The 15,026-nt window shown below is 65.7% G+C and carries 13 protein-coding genes and 1 pseudogene; 6 read left to right on the top strand and 8 right to left on the bottom strand.

Annotation, left to right across the window (positions count from 1 at the left end):
* The first annotated feature begins 359 nt into the window (after positions 1 to 359).
* The gene (locus tag QM470_RS16990) at positions 360 to 1,001 is read left to right on the top strand and encodes a histidine phosphatase family protein (protein ID WP_066541073.1); all 642 of its coding nucleotides are present in this window, start codon (positions 360 to 362) and stop codon (positions 999 to 1,001) included.
* A 113-nt stretch (positions 1,002 to 1,114) separates the two neighbouring features.
* On the opposite strand, the gene QM470_RS16985 is transcribed toward QM470_RS16990, so the two are convergent.
* A complete protein-coding gene (locus tag QM470_RS16985) occupies positions 1,115 to 1,615 on the bottom strand; it encodes a YbhB/YbcL family Raf kinase inhibitor-like protein (protein ID WP_283340073.1) in 501 nt (166 codons plus the stop codon).
* Between the two features lie 265 nt (positions 1,616 to 1,880).
* Here QM470_RS16985 and QM470_RS16980 point away from each other — a divergent pair, with 265 nt between their 5' ends.
* The 4 genes from QM470_RS16980 (at position 1,881) to cyoE (ending at position 5,926) form a co-directional block, all read left to right on the top strand.
* Positions 1,881 to 2,930, top strand: coding sequence for an alpha/beta hydrolase (locus QM470_RS16980; protein WP_283340072.1), 1,050 nt, complete (start codon positions 1,881 to 1,883; stop codon positions 2,928 to 2,930).
* A gap of 96 nt (positions 2,931 to 3,026) precedes the next feature.
* Entirely contained in the window at positions 3,027 to 3,218 is a 192-nt protein-coding gene (locus QM470_RS16975; RefSeq protein WP_066541081.1) for a YqaE/Pmp3 family membrane protein, read from the top strand.
* Positions 3,219 to 3,857: 639 nt separating this feature from the next.
* A complete protein-coding gene (locus tag QM470_RS16970) occupies positions 3,858 to 5,024 on the top strand; it encodes a COX15/CtaA family protein (RefSeq protein WP_280012463.1) in 1,167 nt (388 codons plus the stop codon).
* Positions 5,021 to 5,926: a heme o synthase gene (gene cyoE / locus QM470_RS16965; protein WP_066541085.1), complete on the top strand. Its 906-nt coding sequence runs from the start codon at positions 5,021 to 5,023 to the stop codon at positions 5,924 to 5,926. Before QM470_RS16970 ends, cyoE begins: the two co-directional genes overlap by 4 nt.
* A 234-nt stretch (positions 5,927 to 6,160) precedes the next feature.
* Here the strand turns inward: cyoE and QM470_RS16960 are convergent, their stop codons facing one another.
* The 7 genes and pseudogenes from QM470_RS16960 to cyoA all read right to left on the bottom strand — a co-directional run bounded on the left by QM470_RS16960 (position 6,161) and on the right by cyoA (position 13,188).
* Positions 6,161 to 6,697 (bottom strand): response regulator transcription factor, encoded by a 537-nt coding sequence (locus QM470_RS16960; protein ID WP_218334183.1) that lies wholly within the window; start codon positions 6,695 to 6,697, stop codon positions 6,161 to 6,163.
* A complete protein-coding gene (locus QM470_RS16955) occupies positions 6,666 to 7,994 on the bottom strand; it encodes an ATP-binding protein (protein WP_227657834.1) in 1,329 nt (442 codons plus the stop codon). Before QM470_RS16955 ends, QM470_RS16960 begins: the two co-directional genes overlap by 32 nt.
* 177 nt (positions 7,995 to 8,171) lie before the next feature.
* The gene (locus QM470_RS16950; RefSeq protein ID WP_283340069.1) at positions 8,172 to 8,960 is read right to left on the bottom strand and encodes an SURF1 family protein; all 789 of its coding nucleotides are present in this window, start codon (positions 8,958 to 8,960) and stop codon (positions 8,172 to 8,174) included.
* A 68-nt stretch (positions 8,961 to 9,028) separates the two neighbouring features.
* A pseudogene (gene cyoD, locus QM470_RS16945) lies at positions 9,029 to 9,451 on the bottom strand (cytochrome o ubiquinol oxidase subunit IV); the annotation flags it as partial.
* On the bottom strand, positions 9,452 to 10,084 hold the full coding sequence (gene cyoC / locus QM470_RS16940; protein WP_280012466.1) for a cytochrome o ubiquinol oxidase subunit III: 633 nt from the start codon (positions 10,082 to 10,084) through the stop codon (positions 9,452 to 9,454). It abuts the pseudogene before it with no gap.
* On the bottom strand, positions 10,077 to 12,080 hold the full coding sequence (cyoB, locus tag QM470_RS16935) for a cytochrome o ubiquinol oxidase subunit I (protein WP_272970966.1): 2,004 nt from the start codon (positions 12,078 to 12,080) through the stop codon (positions 10,077 to 10,079). Before cyoB ends, cyoC begins: the two co-directional genes overlap by 8 nt.
* Before the next feature lie 61 nt (positions 12,081 to 12,141).
* Positions 12,142 to 13,188, bottom strand: coding sequence for a ubiquinol oxidase subunit II (gene cyoA, locus QM470_RS16930; RefSeq protein WP_066541099.1), 1,047 nt, complete (start codon positions 13,186 to 13,188; stop codon positions 12,142 to 12,144).
* A 456-nt stretch (positions 13,189 to 13,644) separates the two neighbouring features.
* Between cyoA and QM470_RS16925 the strand changes: the two genes are divergently transcribed.
* Positions 13,645 to 14,994: an MFS transporter gene (locus QM470_RS16925; RefSeq protein WP_280012467.1), complete on the top strand. Its 1,350-nt coding sequence runs from the start codon at positions 13,645 to 13,647 to the stop codon at positions 14,992 to 14,994.
* Positions 14,995 to 15,026 lie beyond the last annotated feature (32 nt).

Here is a 15,026-nt window from a genome sequence, read left to right as displayed (position 1 = left end):
GTAGTTAGCTTTTGGGAGTTTCCCTAGGCCGCTGCACGCTTTTTTATTTGTAGCAGGCTTGGCAGCCGTGCCATCCGTGCAAGCTGACCACCGGCTGACAGCATCGCAGGCCACGAAGGCTGGCAGCGCCGCCACAGATGTCAGACAAGGCTAGCGGAAAGGTCTGCATGCGGGCTATTTCCCTACACGGCGCTCGCTCATGCAGTGCAGCAAAACCGCGACCGCAGCCCCCCTGCCGCTTTTGCGTGACAATGGTTTGACAGGCCCATGGGCCGAACGCCGGGCCACCCTTGCGGGTGCGCACCGATCCTTGGTTTTCCCGCCTCGGCGCAGCCTGCTGTGTGCCAGGGCTTTTCCGCATGCAAGCCACCCGCATCATTGCCATCCGCCACGGCGAAACCGCCTGGAACGTGGACGCCCGCATCCAGGGCCACCTGGACATTCCGCTCAACGACATCGGCCTGTGGCAGGCGGCACGCGCCGGCGAGGCACTGGCGGGCGAACGGCTGGACGCCATCTACAGCAGCGACCTGGCCCGCGCCCAGACCACGGCCCAGGCCGTGGCCGGCACCACCGGTGCCCCCCTGGTGCTGGACAGCGGTCTGCGCGAACGCTGCTTCGGCAGCTTCGAAGGCCGCACCTTCAAGGAAATCGAGGCCGAGCAGCCCGAGCAGGCGCTGCGCTGGCGCAAACGCGACCCGGACTTCGTGCCCGATGGCGGGGGCGAATCGCTGGCCATGCTGAAAAGCCGCATCCAGCACACGGTGGAGCGGCTGGCCGCCCAGCACACCGGCGGCCAGATTGCGCTGGTGGCGCACGGCGGCGTGATGGACGTTCTGTACCGCCTGGCCACCCACCAGGACCTGCAGGCCCCGCGCACCTGGGAGCTCGGCAACGCCGCCATCAACCGCCTGCTGTGGACCCCGGGCGGCCTGAGCCTGGTCGGCTGGGGCGATGTCTCCCACCTGGCCGACAGCGCCCGCGACGAAGTCTTCAGCTGAACGCGAGCGGCCGCCACCCGGCGTGCACCACGCACAAAAAAACAGCCGGGATGGATCCACCAGCCCGGCCGTCTGCCATGGGCCGCCCGGTGCAGGGCGGCTGAACCGATCCCTTACGCCGGACGGGCGTAGGTCGAGGTGAACGACGCCTTGGCGATGGTGGTGGCGTTGACCATGAAGCCGGTCAGCGCGGCCGTGGCGTCGTCCGGGATGTCCAGCTTGGGCACGGACAGCGCGTGCACGGTAAAGATGTAGCGGTGCGGCTTGTCACCGGGCGGGGGGCACATGCCGCCCCAGGCAAAGGAGCCATAGTCGTTGCGCATCTGGCGCGCGCCAGCGGGCAAGGTGCTGCTGCCCTTGGCGCCGGCATTGGCCGAGAGTTCGCTGGTGCTTGCCGGCAGGTCCACCACCAGCCAGTGCCACCAGCCGCTGCCGGTGGGCGCGTCCGGGTCGTACACGGTCACGGCAAAGCTCTGGGCGTCCGCCGGGGCACCGGTCCACTGCAGCACAGGCGATTCGTTGCGACCGCCGCAGCCGAACACATCGGCCTCGAAGTGGGCGGGCACGCTGCCGCCAGCGGGAATGTCGGGACTGCTCAGGGTGAAAGTGGTCATGTTTGGAAACTCCTTATCACAAGCGCCTGAGTATGCCCGCCGGGGCCGCAGCGTCCAACCGCCTGGGCGACGGGTCCGGGCAGCGCCGGCATGGTCGCTGGCGCACACGGCATGCCCGCTGCAGAGGCGTACCGCCGCGCTGTCGCTCCACCTGCAGCGCCATCGCCCGCCGCTCTTATTGCGAATGAATATCAACTACACTCGAACGGATGCACGGCCTCTGCTGCCGTGCGCCCGTATTTCGCTCTTGCCGTGATCGCTCTCCATGTCTGAACTGCCTGCCTCCAGCCCGTATACCCCTTCCCGCCGTGACTGGCTCACCGGTGCCCTCGCCGCCCCGGCCCTGGCCTTGGCGGGCTGTGCCACCCAGGGGGAATCGACAGCATCCATGACGCCTTCGTCCAACGCGCAACACTGGCAGCCCTGGTCCATGCCGGGGGTGCGCAGCTTCGACCTGCCGGCCGCCCCGCTGCCGGGCAGCAACGCTGCACGCCAGCACCGCGTGCTGGTGTATGTCCCGGAGGGCACGGCACCGGCTGGCGGCTGGCCGGTGATCTATGTGCTGGACGGGAATCTGATGTTCCCCTTCATCGCCCAGCTGGTGCACAACCGCAGTGCGCGTGGACCCGAGATGCGCAGCGGCAGCGCCATCGTCGTGGGCCTGGGCCACGCACTGCCGGAGCACAGTGGCGAGGTGCACGACCGCACCGCCCGCACCTACGACTACACCCTGCCGTACGACGGCGTGGGACCCGACAGCCAGGGCCGCGCCCAGGGCGGGGCCGATGTGTTCCTGGACTTCATCACCCAGCAGCTGCAACCGCTGCTGCGCGCCGCCCTACCCATCCATCCCCAGCGGCAGACCCTGGTCGGCCACTCCTATGGCGGACTGTGCACGCTGCACGCCCTGTTCACGCGCCCCGGCATGTTCCAGCGCCATGTGGCGGCCAGCCCCTCGCTGTGGTGGGGCGATGGGGTGGTGGTGCAGGAATGCCAGCGCTTCATTGCGCGCTACGGCCAGCAGGGCCAGGCGCTGCCCGGCGCCCTGAGCCTGCACCTGAGCCAGGGCAGCGAAGAGCTGGCCGGCCGCCGCCCTGCCAACCGCCCGGCCAATCCCGAGCGCGAAGCCGCCGCCCAGGCAGCGCGTGCGCTGGGCCTGGGCAACACGGCCGATCTGCCTGCGGCCCTGGCGGCCGTGCGCGGTCTGGACTGCAGCTACCAGGTCTGGCCCGGCGCCAACCATGGCGGCACCCAGCTCTACGCCTGCATGCAGGCCGCGCAGGTAGGCACCGCCTGGGACACCGCCCAGGGATGACCTTGCGCCGGCGGCGCACCCCGCCGCTGCCGATAATGCACAGCGGTGGCCGCACCCTGCGGCCGCCTTTGCCCTTTCGACCCGACTGAATACGCCATGCGACTGCTTCTGGCCCTGCTGCTGCCTTTCTCCGTGTTCTTCACCATCGGCCGTCCGTTTTCCGGCCTGCTGTGCCTGATCCTGCAGATCACGGTGATCGGCTGGATTCCTGCGGCCATCTGGGCCGTCTACGCGCTGAGCCAGTACAAGACCGACCAGAAGATCAAGGACGCGCTGGGCAAGCGCTGACCCTGGCGCTGCGCGCACGCGCAGCTGCGGCGCATCCTGCGACGGTGGCGGGTGGAACACCAGGACGCAGTCCGGTGTGCGGCACCCAACGGGTTGCAAAGATTTTTTCAATCCGCGCATACCGCGCGGCCCTGCTTGCGTTGTCTCAGGGATGGCGCCCCGCCTGGTTGAAAAGATTTTTTCAACCCCTCTTCGACAACCTGCTCCAGAAACCGCCGCCGCACCGCCACGGCATGGGCCGCTGCGGCCTGGGCGCATGCGCCGGACCGCACCGTGGAGTCCCTTTTTCGAGGGCGCCGGTGTGGACAGATTGTCCACGCCCACACCAAGCACCAATGCAGCCCGGTAAAATTGCGACACATCAAACAACGCGCAGTTTTTTGGTGCCGCCGTGCCGTGGATGGTGCGGCTTTGCCGTGTCCGGGTTGCCACCACCTTCGTCCCAGAAGGTGCGGCCGTGGCGGGGTTGCCCCCAGCACACAGCCTGTCGGGCCCACGCCATGATGGGTGCATGCCACCTTTCTCTGCGACACCCACCCCGGCCCTCACCGGCCACCCTGGACCGCTGGCCGGCCAGGGCGAATTTCGTGCTGCAGGTCTGAACCACCTGCAGTTGTAGCTATCAGGCAAGGAGCATTGATGACCGAGCAGGCACTCTACGATCTGGCACCCGTGCTGGAGTTGATGCTGCTCGGCACCCTCATCGCCCTGGTGCCGCTGCTGTGGGTCTGGCGCCGCAACCGGCATGCCGGGGCCCAGCGCCGCTGGCAGGCGCTGGCGGTGCTCACGCTGTTCCTCACCTTCGATCTGGTGCTGTTCGGCGCCTTCACCCGGCTGACCGACTCCGGCCTGGGCTGCCCCGACTGGCCCGGCTGCTACGGCAACGCCAGCCCGTTGGGCGCACACGCCGAAATCACCGCCGCCCAGACGGCCATGCCCACCGGCCCGGTCACCCATGGCAAGGCCTGGGTGGAAATGATCCACCGCTACCTGGCCACCGGCGTGGGTGTGCTGATCATCGCCCTCACCGTGCTGGCCTGGCGCCAGCACCTGCGCAGCCCGCTGCGCGGGGCCATGCACCCGGCCTGGGCCTCGTTCACGCTGTTCTGGGTCTGCCTGCAGGGCGCATTCGGCGCGCTGACGGTGACCATGAAGCTCTTCCCCGCCATCGTCACCCTGCACCTGCTGGGTGGCACGGTGCTGCTGATGCTGCTGTGCGTGCAGGCCGTGGCCCACCAGCAGTTTGGCAACGCCACCCCACCCGCCCCGCTGCCCGCCGCCCTGCGCCACGGCGCCATGGCCTGCCTGGCCCTGGTGTTTCTGCAAGCGGCCCTGGGCGGCTGGGTGAGCACCAACTACGCCGTGCTGGCCTGCACCACCTTCCCGCAGTGCCAGGGCAGCTGGTGGCCGGCCATGGACTTCAGCCAGGCGTTCGAACTGTGGCGCCCGCTGGGCCTGCAGGCCAATGGCAATCCCATCCACTTCGAGGCGTTGACCGCCATCCACTACGTCCACCGTCTGCTGGCCTATGCCGTGGTGGTGGCCCTGCTGACCCTGGCCTGGAAGCTGCGTCAGCAGCCCGCACTGGCCGTGCAGCGCAAATGGCTGCTGGGCCTGCTGGCCCTGCAGGTGGCCACCGGGTTGTCGAACGTGGTGCTGGACTGGCCCCTGGTGGCCGCCGTGCTGCACACCGGCGGCGCCGCCGCCCTGGTGCTGGTGCTGACCTGGTCGCTGGCCGCCACCCGCACCGCCCCTTCTGTTTCTGTTTTGCATGCGCCCCAAGGCGCCCGGAGAGCTCGCGCATGAATGCCGAAGTCCTTACCTCCCCGTCGCGGTGGACCCAGTTCTACGCCCTGACCAAGCCCCGCGTGGTGCAGCTGATCGTGTTCTGCGCCTTCATCGGCATGGTGCTGGCCGTCCCCGGCCTGCCCACCGCCGCCCAGTGGGTGCACATGGCTGTGGCCTGCATCGGCATCTGGCTGGTGGCCGGCGCGGCCGCCGCCTTCAACTGCCTGGTGGAACGCCATATCGATGCGCGGATGAAGCGCACCAGCTGGCGCCCCACGGCCAAGGGTGAGCTCTCGCCGCAGCAGGCGCTGGCCTTCTCGGCCCTGCTGTGCACCGTGGGTGCGGCCATCCTGCTGGCCTTCACCAACACGCTGACCATGTGGCTGACATTGGCCACCTTCATTGGCTACGCCGTGATCTATACCGTGGTACTCAAGCCCGCCACCCCCCAGAACATCGTGATCGGCGGCGCCTCCGGTGCCATGCCCCCGGTGCTGGGCTGGGCCGCCATGACCGGCGATGTGGGCCCCGAAGCGCTGATCCTGTTCCTGATCATCTTCCTGTGGACCCCGCCCCACTTCTGGGCCCTGGCGCTGTACCGCGTGGAAGACTACAAGAAGTCCGGCCTGCCCATGCTGCCCGTGACCCACGGCCCGCGCTACACCCAGCTGCAGATCCTGCTGTACACGCTGGTGCTGTTTGCCGGCTGCCTGCTGCCCGTCATCTTCGGCATGAGTGGCTGGCTCTACCTGGCCGTGGCCAGCGTGCTGTGCCTGGGTTTCAGCTGGTATGCGCTGCGCCTGTGGATGAACTATTCCGACGCGCTGGCACGCAAGACCTTCCGCTTCTCGCTGATCCACCTCAGCGGCGTGTTTGCCGCCCTGCTGATCGACCACTATCTGGTGGGCACGGTGTACTGACACACCGAAAAAAGGTCGCCGACCGACAGACACCCAGCCCGCTGCAGCCGCAGCGGGCTTTTTTGTGGGCCGCCAGCTTCGGTCTCTGTACCGGGGTGGTCAACGCGCAGGCAGGGGGCTGTGCGGCAGATCGCCAACGCCTCCCGGCGGGCCGATCCACCGGGGCAGACCGGCATTGCCCCAGCGGCGACCTGGGCTGTTGTGCTGTACGCTGCGACGCGCAGACCTGCAGCCTCAGCTCACCCTGCGTTTTTCCAGCTTGCGGGCGAGGGTGCGGCGGTGCATGCCCAGCCGGCGTGCCGCTTCGGAGATGTTGAAATCCACCTCGGCCAGGGTCTCGTGGATATGTTCCCACTCCAGCGTCTTGATGCTGGTGGCCCGCGCCGTCAGCTCCACCTCGGCATCGCCTTCCAGGCGGCCGAACGCGGCTTCGATGTCGTCGGTGTTGGACGGCTTGGCCAGGTAGTGGCAGGCCCCCAGCTTCACGGCTTCGACGGCGGTGGCAATGCTGGCAAAGCCCGTCAGCACCACGATCAGCGCCTCGGGGTTGTGCTGGTGCAGCATCTGCACGCAGCTCAGGCCCGAGGCATTGCCCGCCAGCTTCAGGTCCATCACCGCATACTGCGGGCGGTGCACCTGCAGCAGCTCGGCCACCTCTTCCGCGCTGGAAGCCTGGATCACCTGGTAGCCACGCCGCTCGAACGAGCGCGCCAGCGTACGGGCGAAGGCGGCATCGTCTTCAACCAGCAGCAATTGGCGTGGGGTGTCCATGGTCGTTCTCCAGAGTGATGGATGCCAGCGGCAGGCGGATGCGCACCTCGGCACCGCCGTGCATGCGGTTGCCGGCCTGCACGCTGCCGCCCAGGGAGCGCACCACGTTCACCACCAGGAACAGCCCTACGCCCCGGCCCGGACGGCCTTGCTTGGTGGACTGGTAGGGCTTGCCCAGGTTGGCCAGAATGGCCTCGGTGAAGCCGGGGCCCAGGTCGCGCACCACCAGTTCCAGCTGGTCGTCGCTGCGTTCCAGGTGCAGGTGCACCTCCTGCGGCGATGCCTCGAAAGCATTGTCCAGCACATTGCAAATCACCTGCTCCAGCGCGGTATCCGAGAGGATGGGCACATCACGTTCGAGCTGGTGGGTGAAGAAGAATTTCTCGGGCTCGTGGTGCTGGCGCCAGCGCGCCACCAGCTGCTCCAGGAACTGCAACAGCGTGGTCGATTCCAGCCCGGCCGCCCGCGTCTCGCCCGCCGACAGCAGCACGCCGTTGACGATGGCCTTGCAGCGCAGCAGCTGCTCCTGCATTTCGGCCAGATCGGCCATCATGTCGGCATCCTCGCGCACCTGGCGCATGTGCTGCCAGTCCCCCAGGATCACCGACATGGTGGCCAGCGGCGTGCCCAGCTCATGGGCAGCGCCGGTGGCCAGCAGGCCCATGCGCACGATGTGCTCTTCCTCGCTGGCGCGCTGGCGCATGTCGGCCAGGCGGCTGTCGCGCTGGCGCAGGTTGGACACCACCTGGGTGATGAACACCACCATCAGGATGGTGGTCAGCGCAAAGCAGATCAGCAGGCCCAGGGTGTACAGATTGGGCAAACCGCCACCCAGCACCACCGGCAGCGGCTGGTAGCAAAATGCCAGCGCCACCACACAGACGGCGGTGATGCCCACCATGGCCCAGGCGTACTGCGGGCGCAGCAGCACCGTGCCCAGAATCACCTGTAGCAGGAACAGGTAGATGAAGGGGTTGTTCACCCCCCCGCTCAGATACAGCTGCAGCGCCAGGGCCACCACATCGGCCAGCAAGGCCCCGAACAGCACCCGGGGCGTGACGGTGGCCGGGCGCCACTGCAGCCACAGCATATAGCCCAGATTGGTCAGCGCCAGGGCCGAGACCACGGCCATCATGGGCAGCAGCGGCAAGGCAATGCCCATGCCCGAATGCACCAGCGAAATGGTGATGACCTGCCCCACCACGGCCAGCCAGCGCAGCTGGATCAGCAGGCGCAGGTTCTTGCGTTCCGTGTTGCGTTCAACGCGGGAGGAGGAAGGTTCGGCAGCAAACAGCACCAGGAGATTGTGCCCAGGTGCGCCAGCGCCCGTTGTCCCTGTGCCGGTTGGGGGCGCTGTGCATACGGCTATTGCGCCAACACTGCAAAAAGCAGCGCTGCCTGTGCCCTTGCCACCCACCCTGCCGTTGGGAATCCCCCCGGCAGGGCGGTACAAGGCCGCAGGCGGCCCACTGGCTTACGGCGCGGCGTCCTCGCGCGCGCGGCGCTCATGGCGCACCACCAGCCAGGCGGCCAGCAGCACCATCAGCGCCAGGCCGTACCAGGTCAGCGCGTACACCGCGTGGGTGTTGCTGAACTGGATCACCGTCATGCCGGGGCGGGGCCACTGGTTCTCGGCCACAGGCTGGCCGGGCAGACCCTGGTCAATGAAGAACGGCGCGGCCTGCGCCAGCCCCTTGGCAGCGGCAATGGCCGCCACATCGCGCGAATGCCAGCGGTCTTCGGCCGCAGCGTTCTCGCGCATGAAGCCGCCCTTGGGCTCGCTCAGGCGCAGCAGGCCGGTGACGGCCACCGTCTCGGCGGCGGCACCGGGTGCAGCGGCCGCAATGCGGTCGGCAAACGCCTTGCGCTCTGCGGTCGGCACGAAACCGCGGTTCACCAGCACCTGGGAACCATCGGCCTGCTGCAGCGGCGTCAGCAGCCAGAAGCCGGCACCCAGTTCGCTCACCGCCTGGGTCAGCACGCTGCGCCCTTCCAGCCACTGGCCTTGCGCGGACACCGGCAGGTATTCGTGGGTTTCCTTGCTGATCCGGGGCCAGTCGGCCGGTGCCGGCACGGCCACCGGCTGGGCATGCACGCGCTGGTCGATGCGCTCGATGAGATCGAGCTTCCATGCGCGCCGCTGCACCTGCCACGTCCCCAGACTGAGGAAGGAAATAAAAAGGGCGATGCCCGCTAACGCGAGCACCGCCTTCGTGAAGGTGGAACGGGTGCGCTTGCGCGCCCCCGAAGTTTCAACCGTCATTAGTTGCTGCCATGGGCACCATGGGCAGGCTGCTCGGCAGGAGCCGGTGCAGCCGCATCGCTTGCGGCAGGCGCTTGCACGGCAGGCGCAGCCGTTTCCGCTGCAGCGGGCTGGCTGACCGCCGGAGCGCTCTCGTGCGTCGGCATCATGTGGGCGTTCATCTGGTACATCACCCACAGCGTACCGGCCACGGCGATGGCCAGGAAGACCGCGGTGAAGACGGTGGACAGCATGGTCCAGCCACCCTGGATCTTGCCGTTCATGTGCAGGAAGTACACCATGTGCACCACCACCTGAACGATGGCAAAGGCACCCAGCACCACCAGACCGGTGGCGCGATCCTCGATGGCGCCGCTCATCACCAGGTAGAACGGAATCACCGTCAGGATCACCGCCAGGATGAAGCCCTTGACGTAGTCACCCATGGTGACGTGCAGATCATCGTGGTCATGATGGTCGCCATGACCGGCGTGAAGGTCGTGTGCGCTCATTTACAGCACCCCCATCAGATACACAAAGGTGAACACACCGATCCAGACCACGTCCAAGAAGTGCCAGAACATCGACAGGCAGTTGATGCGACGCACATTGGCTTCGATCAGGCCGTGCTTGCTGATCTGGACCATCAGCGTGACCAGCCAGATCAGGCCGAAGGTCACGTGCAGGCCGTGGGTGCCCACCAGCGTGAAGAACGACGACAGGAAGGCGCTGCGCTGGGGCGTGGCACCTTGGTGGATCAGGTGGTGGAACTCATAGAGTTCCACGCCCAGGAAGCACAGACCCAGCACGCCGGTGATGGCCAGCCAGGTCAGCGTGCCGCTGACGTTCTTCTTCTGCTTTTGCAGCATGGCAAAGCCGAAGGTGATGGACGACAGCAGCAGGAAGGCCGTGTTGATGGCCACCAGCGACAGGTCGAACAGTTCCTTGCCCGTGGGGCCGGCGGCATAGTTGCGACCCAGCACGCCAAAGGTGGCGAACAGGGCAGCGAAGATGAGGCAGTCGCTCATCAGGTAGAGCCAGAAGCCCAGCGAGGTGCCGTTCTCTGGATGGGGCTCGTGCGCGAGGTGGTATTCCCGCGGAGCCAGGGCGCCTGCGGCGCCTGCGTTATGACGGATATCAGACATGGCGAGCGAGCTGCAGAGTGCGGGCTTCTTCCGTGGCGACCACTTCGGCGGCCGGGATGTAGAAGTCACGCTTGTAGTTGAAGGTATGGATGATCGAAGCCACGATCACGGCTGCGAACGACACGCCTGCCAGCCACCAGATGTGCCAGATCAGCGCAAAGCCCAATACCAGCGACAGGCCCGAGATCACCACGCCGGCGCCGGTGTTGGCAGGCATGTGGATGGGCTGGAAGCCCGTCAGCGGACGTTGGTAGCTGTGCTTCTTCATGTCCCACCAGGCATCGATGTCATGCACCACGGGGGTGAAGGCAAAGTTGTACTGGGGAGGGGGCGAGGAAGTGGCCCATTCCAGCGTACGGCCACCCCATGGGTCACCGGACTCGTCACGCAGCTGGTCGCGCTTGAAGAAGCTGACGACGATCTGAATCAGGAAGCAGCCGATACCGGCGGCGATCATGGCGGCGCCCAGCGCAGCGATGATGAACCAGATCTGCAGCGAAGGATCTTCGAAGTGGTTGGCGCGACGGGTCACACCCATCAGGCCCAGGATGTACAGGGGCGTGAAGGCCACCCAGAAGCCCACCAGCCACAGCCAGAACGAGCACTTGCCCCAGAACACGTCCAGCTTGTAGCCGAAGGCCTTGGGATACCAGTAGTTGATGGCGGCGAACACGGCAAACACCACGCCGCCGATGATCACATTGTGGAAGTGCGCGATCAGGAACAGCGAGTTGTGCAGCACGAAGTCGGCCGGAGGCACTGCCAGCAGCACGCCGGTCATGCCGCCGATGGCGAAGGTGCACATGAAGGCCACGGTCCACATCATGGGCAGATCGAACTTGATGCGGCCCTTGTACATGGTGAACAGCCAGTTGAAGATCTTGGCGCCCGTCGGGATCGAGATGATCATCGTCGTGATGCCGAAGAACGTGTTCACGCTGGCGCCCGAACCCATGGTGAAGAAGTGGTGCAGCCACACCAGGTAGGACAGGATGGTGATACACACCGTCGCGTACACCATGGAGGTGTAGCCGAACAGACGCTTCTTGCTGAAGGTGGCCACGATTTCCGAGAACACGCCGAAAGCCGGCAGCACCAGGATGTACACCTCAGGGTGACCCCAGATCCAGATCAGGTTCACGTACAACATGGCGTTGCCACCGAAGTCGTTCGAGAAGAAGTGGGTACCCAGGTAACGGTCCAGCGACATCAGCACCAGGGCTGCGGTCAGCATGGGGAAGGACGCCACGATCAGGGCGTTGGTGCACAGCGAGGTCCAGACGAAGACGGGCATCTTCATCAGGTTCATGCCGGGCGCGCGCATCTTGATGATGGTGACGATCAGGTTGATACCCGACAGCGTCGTGCCCACACCGGCAATCTGCAATGCCCAGATGTAGTAATCCAGACCGGTGCTTCCGCTCTGGTTGCCCAGATTGGACAGTGCCAGCCAGCCCGAGGTGGAGAACTCGCCCAGGAACAGGGAGATCATCACCAGCACGGCGCCGGCCGTGGTCATCCAGAAGCTGAAGTTGTTCAGGAACGGGAAGGACACGTCACGCGCACCGATTTGCAGCGGCACCAGATAGTTCATCAGGCCGGTCACAAAAGGCATGGCCACGAAGAAGATCATGATCACGCCGTGGGCGGTGAAGATCTGGTCGTAGTGGTGCGGAGGCAGGTAGCCCAGGTTGTCGCCGAAGGCCATGGCCTGCTGCAGACGCATCATGGCCGCGTCGGCAAAGCCGCGCAGGAACATGACCAGACCCAGGATCATGTACATGATGCCGATCTTCTTGTGGTCGATCGAGCAGATCCAGTCGCGCCACAGAGGGCCCCAGAGGCGGAACTTGGTCAGTGCCGCCATCATCACCAGGCCGCCCAGGACCACGGCGATGAAAGTCCATAACACGATGGGCTCATGCGCCATCGGTACGGCGTCCCAGCTGATCCGCCCGATGAGCGGATCGTTGGGCAAGGTTGTATTTCCAGACATATCGAGTCTCTTGCTAAGTGGCGGCCCCGCTTGCAGACGCAGGCCAGACCGCCGTCAATGCTTACTGCTGTGCCACAGCACCCGGTTGATCGCGTTGGTCCAGGAGGGCCACCACGCGGTCAGCGTTCTGGACCGTGCACACGTCCTGGGGCAGGTTCAGACCTGCGGCCTTCATGTAGGCTTCGCCGCCGGCAGCGTCGATGGCCATCATGTGGTGCATGCACATCTTTCCGTCTTCCACGCAACGGTTCAGCACCTTGCTGTAGAGGCCGTCTTCCACGCTGGAGAAGCGCTTCACGGGATCCCGCTCGCTGGGCTTGGCCAGGTCGAGGTAGGCGTCACGGGTCAGGGGCTGGCCTTCGGCCTTGGCCTTGGCAACCCAGGCGTCGAAGCCTTCGTTGCTCAGACCGTGGAACTTGAAGGTCATGCCGGCGAAACCGGCGCCGCTGTAGTGCGATGCCAGGCCGTGGAACACGCCTTCCTTGTTGATCACCGCATTCAGCTGGGTTTCCATGCCGGGCATGGCATAGATCATGCCGGCCAGGTCAGGCACATAGAACGCATTCATGGTGGAGGTGGCGGTCAGCTTGAAGCGGATCGGGCGATCCACCGGTGCAGCCAGCTCGTTCACCGTGGCGATGCCTTGCTCGGGCAGGAAGAACAGCCACTTCCAGTCCATGGCCACCACTTCCACTTCCAGGGGCTTGATTTCGGGCGCCAAGGCCTTAGTTTCAGACACACGGTCCAGCGGACGGTAGGGGTCGAGCTTGTGGGTGCTGATCCAGGTCAGCGCGCCCAGGGCGATGATGATGATGAGCGGAACGCTCCAGATCACCAGCTCCAGGGCCGTGGAATGGTGCCATTCGGGATCGTATTCGGCTTCGGTGTTCGACTGGCGATACTTCCAGGCGAACAACAGCGTCAACAGAATCACCGGCACGATGATGATCAACATCAGCAGGGTGGCAGTCACCACCAGCTGGCCCTGTTGGGCTGCGATGTCACCTGCGGGATTGAGTACGACGGCCTTGCTGCAACCAGTCAGACTGGCTATCAAGGCGGCCGCCGCGAGCCACGCGGGCCCACGGATTTCCTTGGATTGAAACATGCTATAGACGCAAAAAGACACGCGCAGACGGGTGCCGGCGCGGATTACAAGACGTTGCGAATTTACTTCGATCAAGGTTTTTTGCGATTGGACATTTTGTCCACCGCAGCCCTGCGCTGGGTCATTGCAAGGCCGAAGCACATCAGTTAGGCGTTTTATGCCCTTCGCGGCAAAAAGTCCTTAACTCTTTGTTTCCACGGCATTTTTTTCTGTTCGAACGGCACGGGTTAACGCTTACACACTAACCCCAGGACGCACCCTGGCCCGCCCCCGGGCAGCGCACTTTGGCCACTAACCCTGCTGGCAGCCGGGTCTTGACCGCCCTCCAGCGGCCGCCTGTCGCCACTTGATGGCCGTCAAGATCGGGAACTTCCCCTAAAAAGCCGTTTATCCGATTGCGAGCCCCTGCCCAAGGGCGTAGAAGGGAGGCACACCAACCTCATAGGAGTGTGTTTCATGAGTGGCCTCGCTTATCCGAACATCGCACCTGCTGGCGGTTTCCATGGCTCGGAAGACCTGTCCGACGCCGACACGCACGAAGAGGCTTCTCCCGGCGAAATCGCTGCCGGCGTCATCATCGGCCGGTCGTCCGAGTATTTCGACTTCTTCGTCTTCGGCATTGCCTGCGTGCTGGTGTTCCCGCACGTGTTCTTCCCCCACTACACCCTGCTCAACGGCATGCTGGCGTCGTTTGCGGTGTTCTCGCTGGCCTTCATCGCCCGCCCCATCGGCACCGCCATCTCCATGGTCATCCAGCAGCGCTGGGGCCGTGCCACCAAGCTGACCATCTCGCTGTTCCTGCTGGGGACCGCCACGGTGGGCATGGCACTGCTGCCCGGCTATGTCGACCTGGGCCGCTACGCCATCGCCTTGCTGGTGCTGTTCCGCATCCTGCAGGGGCTGGCCCTGGGCGGCTCCTGGGATGGCCTGCCGTCGCTGCTGGCACTGAGCGCCCCACCCGAAAAACGCGGCTGGTATTCCATGATCGGCCAGCTGGGCGCCCCGCTGGGCTTTGTGGTGGCAGCGGCGCTGTTTGCCTACCTCTACAAGGCGCTGAGCCATGAAGAGTTTGTGGAATGGGGCTGGCGCTACCCCTTCTGCGTGGCCTTCGCGATCAACGTGGTCGCCCTGTTCGCACGCCTGCGGCTGGTAGTGGGTCAGTCCTATACCCGCCTGCTGGAAAAGCTGGAGCTGGAGCCCGTACCCACCTTCGAGCTGACGCGCAGCGGTGAAGGCCGCAATGTGCTGATCGGCGCCCTGGCGGCCCTGGCCAGCTTTGCCCTGTTCCACCTGGTCACGGTGTTCCCGCTGTCCTGGATGACCATGTTCGGCGAAGACAGCGTCACCAGCATTCTCTGGACCCAGGTGCTGGGCGGCCTGCTGGCCGGCCTGGGGATTCTGGTGTCGGGCAAGCTGGCCGACCGCTTTGGCCGCCGCAACACCCTGGGCACCATGGCGGTGCTGATCGGCCTGTTCAGCTTTGCCGCACCCTTCCTGCTGGATGGCGGCAGCGCCGGGCAGAACACCTTCATCCTGGTGGGCTTTGTGCTGCTGGGCCTGTCCTACGGCCAGTCGTCCGGCACCGTGACGGCCAATTTCTCCCGCCGCCTGCGCTATGTGGGCGCGGCCTACTCGTCCGATCTGGCCTGGCTGCTGGGCGCCGCCTTTGCGCCGCTGGTGGCACTGGGCCTGTCCTCGCGCTTCGGCCCGGTGGCCGTGGGCCTGTACCTGCTGTCCGGCGCCCTCTGCACGCTGGCGGCCCTGGGCATCAACCGCGCCATCGAAGCGCGGGGCAGCGACAACTGAAGACGGTCGCACCGCACACAGGCTGCTTCGGC

It is taken from the genome of Comamonas sp. 17RB, assembly GCF_030056555.1.
In the GTDB taxonomy this organism is placed as follows: Bacteria; Pseudomonadota; Gammaproteobacteria; order Burkholderiales; family Burkholderiaceae_C; genus Comamonas; species Comamonas terrigena.
The sequence above is the reverse complement of the archived record's forward strand: the minus strand, read 5'-3'. Positions and strand labels throughout refer to the sequence as shown.

Coding starts and splice junctions, on each gene's coding strand:
- QM470_RS16990 (WP_066541073.1), top strand. CDS start 360: ATGCAAGCCACCCGCATCATTGCCATCCGCCACGGCGAAACCGCCTGG.
- QM470_RS16985 (WP_283340073.1), bottom strand. CDS start 1,615: ATGACCACTTTCACCCTGAGCAGTCCCGACATTCCCGCTGGCGGCAGC.
- QM470_RS16980 (WP_283340072.1), top strand. CDS start 1,881: ATGTCTGAACTGCCTGCCTCCAGCCCGTATACCCCTTCCCGCCGTGAC.
- QM470_RS16975 (WP_066541081.1), top strand. CDS start 3,027: ATGCGACTGCTTCTGGCCCTGCTGCTGCCTTTCTCCGTGTTCTTCACC.
- QM470_RS16970 (WP_280012463.1), top strand. CDS start 3,858: ATGACCGAGCAGGCACTCTACGATCTGGCACCCGTGCTGGAGTTGATG.
- cyoE (WP_066541085.1), top strand. CDS start 5,021: ATGAATGCCGAAGTCCTTACCTCCCCGTCGCGGTGGACCCAGTTCTAC.
- QM470_RS16960 (WP_218334183.1), bottom strand. CDS start 6,697: ATGGACACCCCACGCCAATTGCTGCTGGTTGAAGACGATGCCGCCTTC.
- QM470_RS16950 (WP_283340069.1), bottom strand. CDS start 8,960: ATGACGGTTGAAACTTCGGGGGCGCGCAAGCGCACCCGTTCCACCTTC.
- cyoC (WP_280012466.1), bottom strand. CDS start 10,084: ATGTCTGATATCCGTCATAACGCAGGCGCCGCAGGCGCCCTGGCTCCG.
- cyoB (WP_272970966.1), bottom strand. CDS start 12,080: ATGTCTGGAAATACAACCTTGCCCAACGATCCGCTCATCGGGCGGATC.
- cyoA (WP_066541099.1), bottom strand. CDS start 13,188: ATGTTTCAATCCAAGGAAATCCGTGGGCCCGCGTGGCTCGCGGCGGCC.
- QM470_RS16925 (WP_280012467.1), top strand. CDS start 13,645: ATGAGTGGCCTCGCTTATCCGAACATCGCACCTGCTGGCGGTTTCCAT.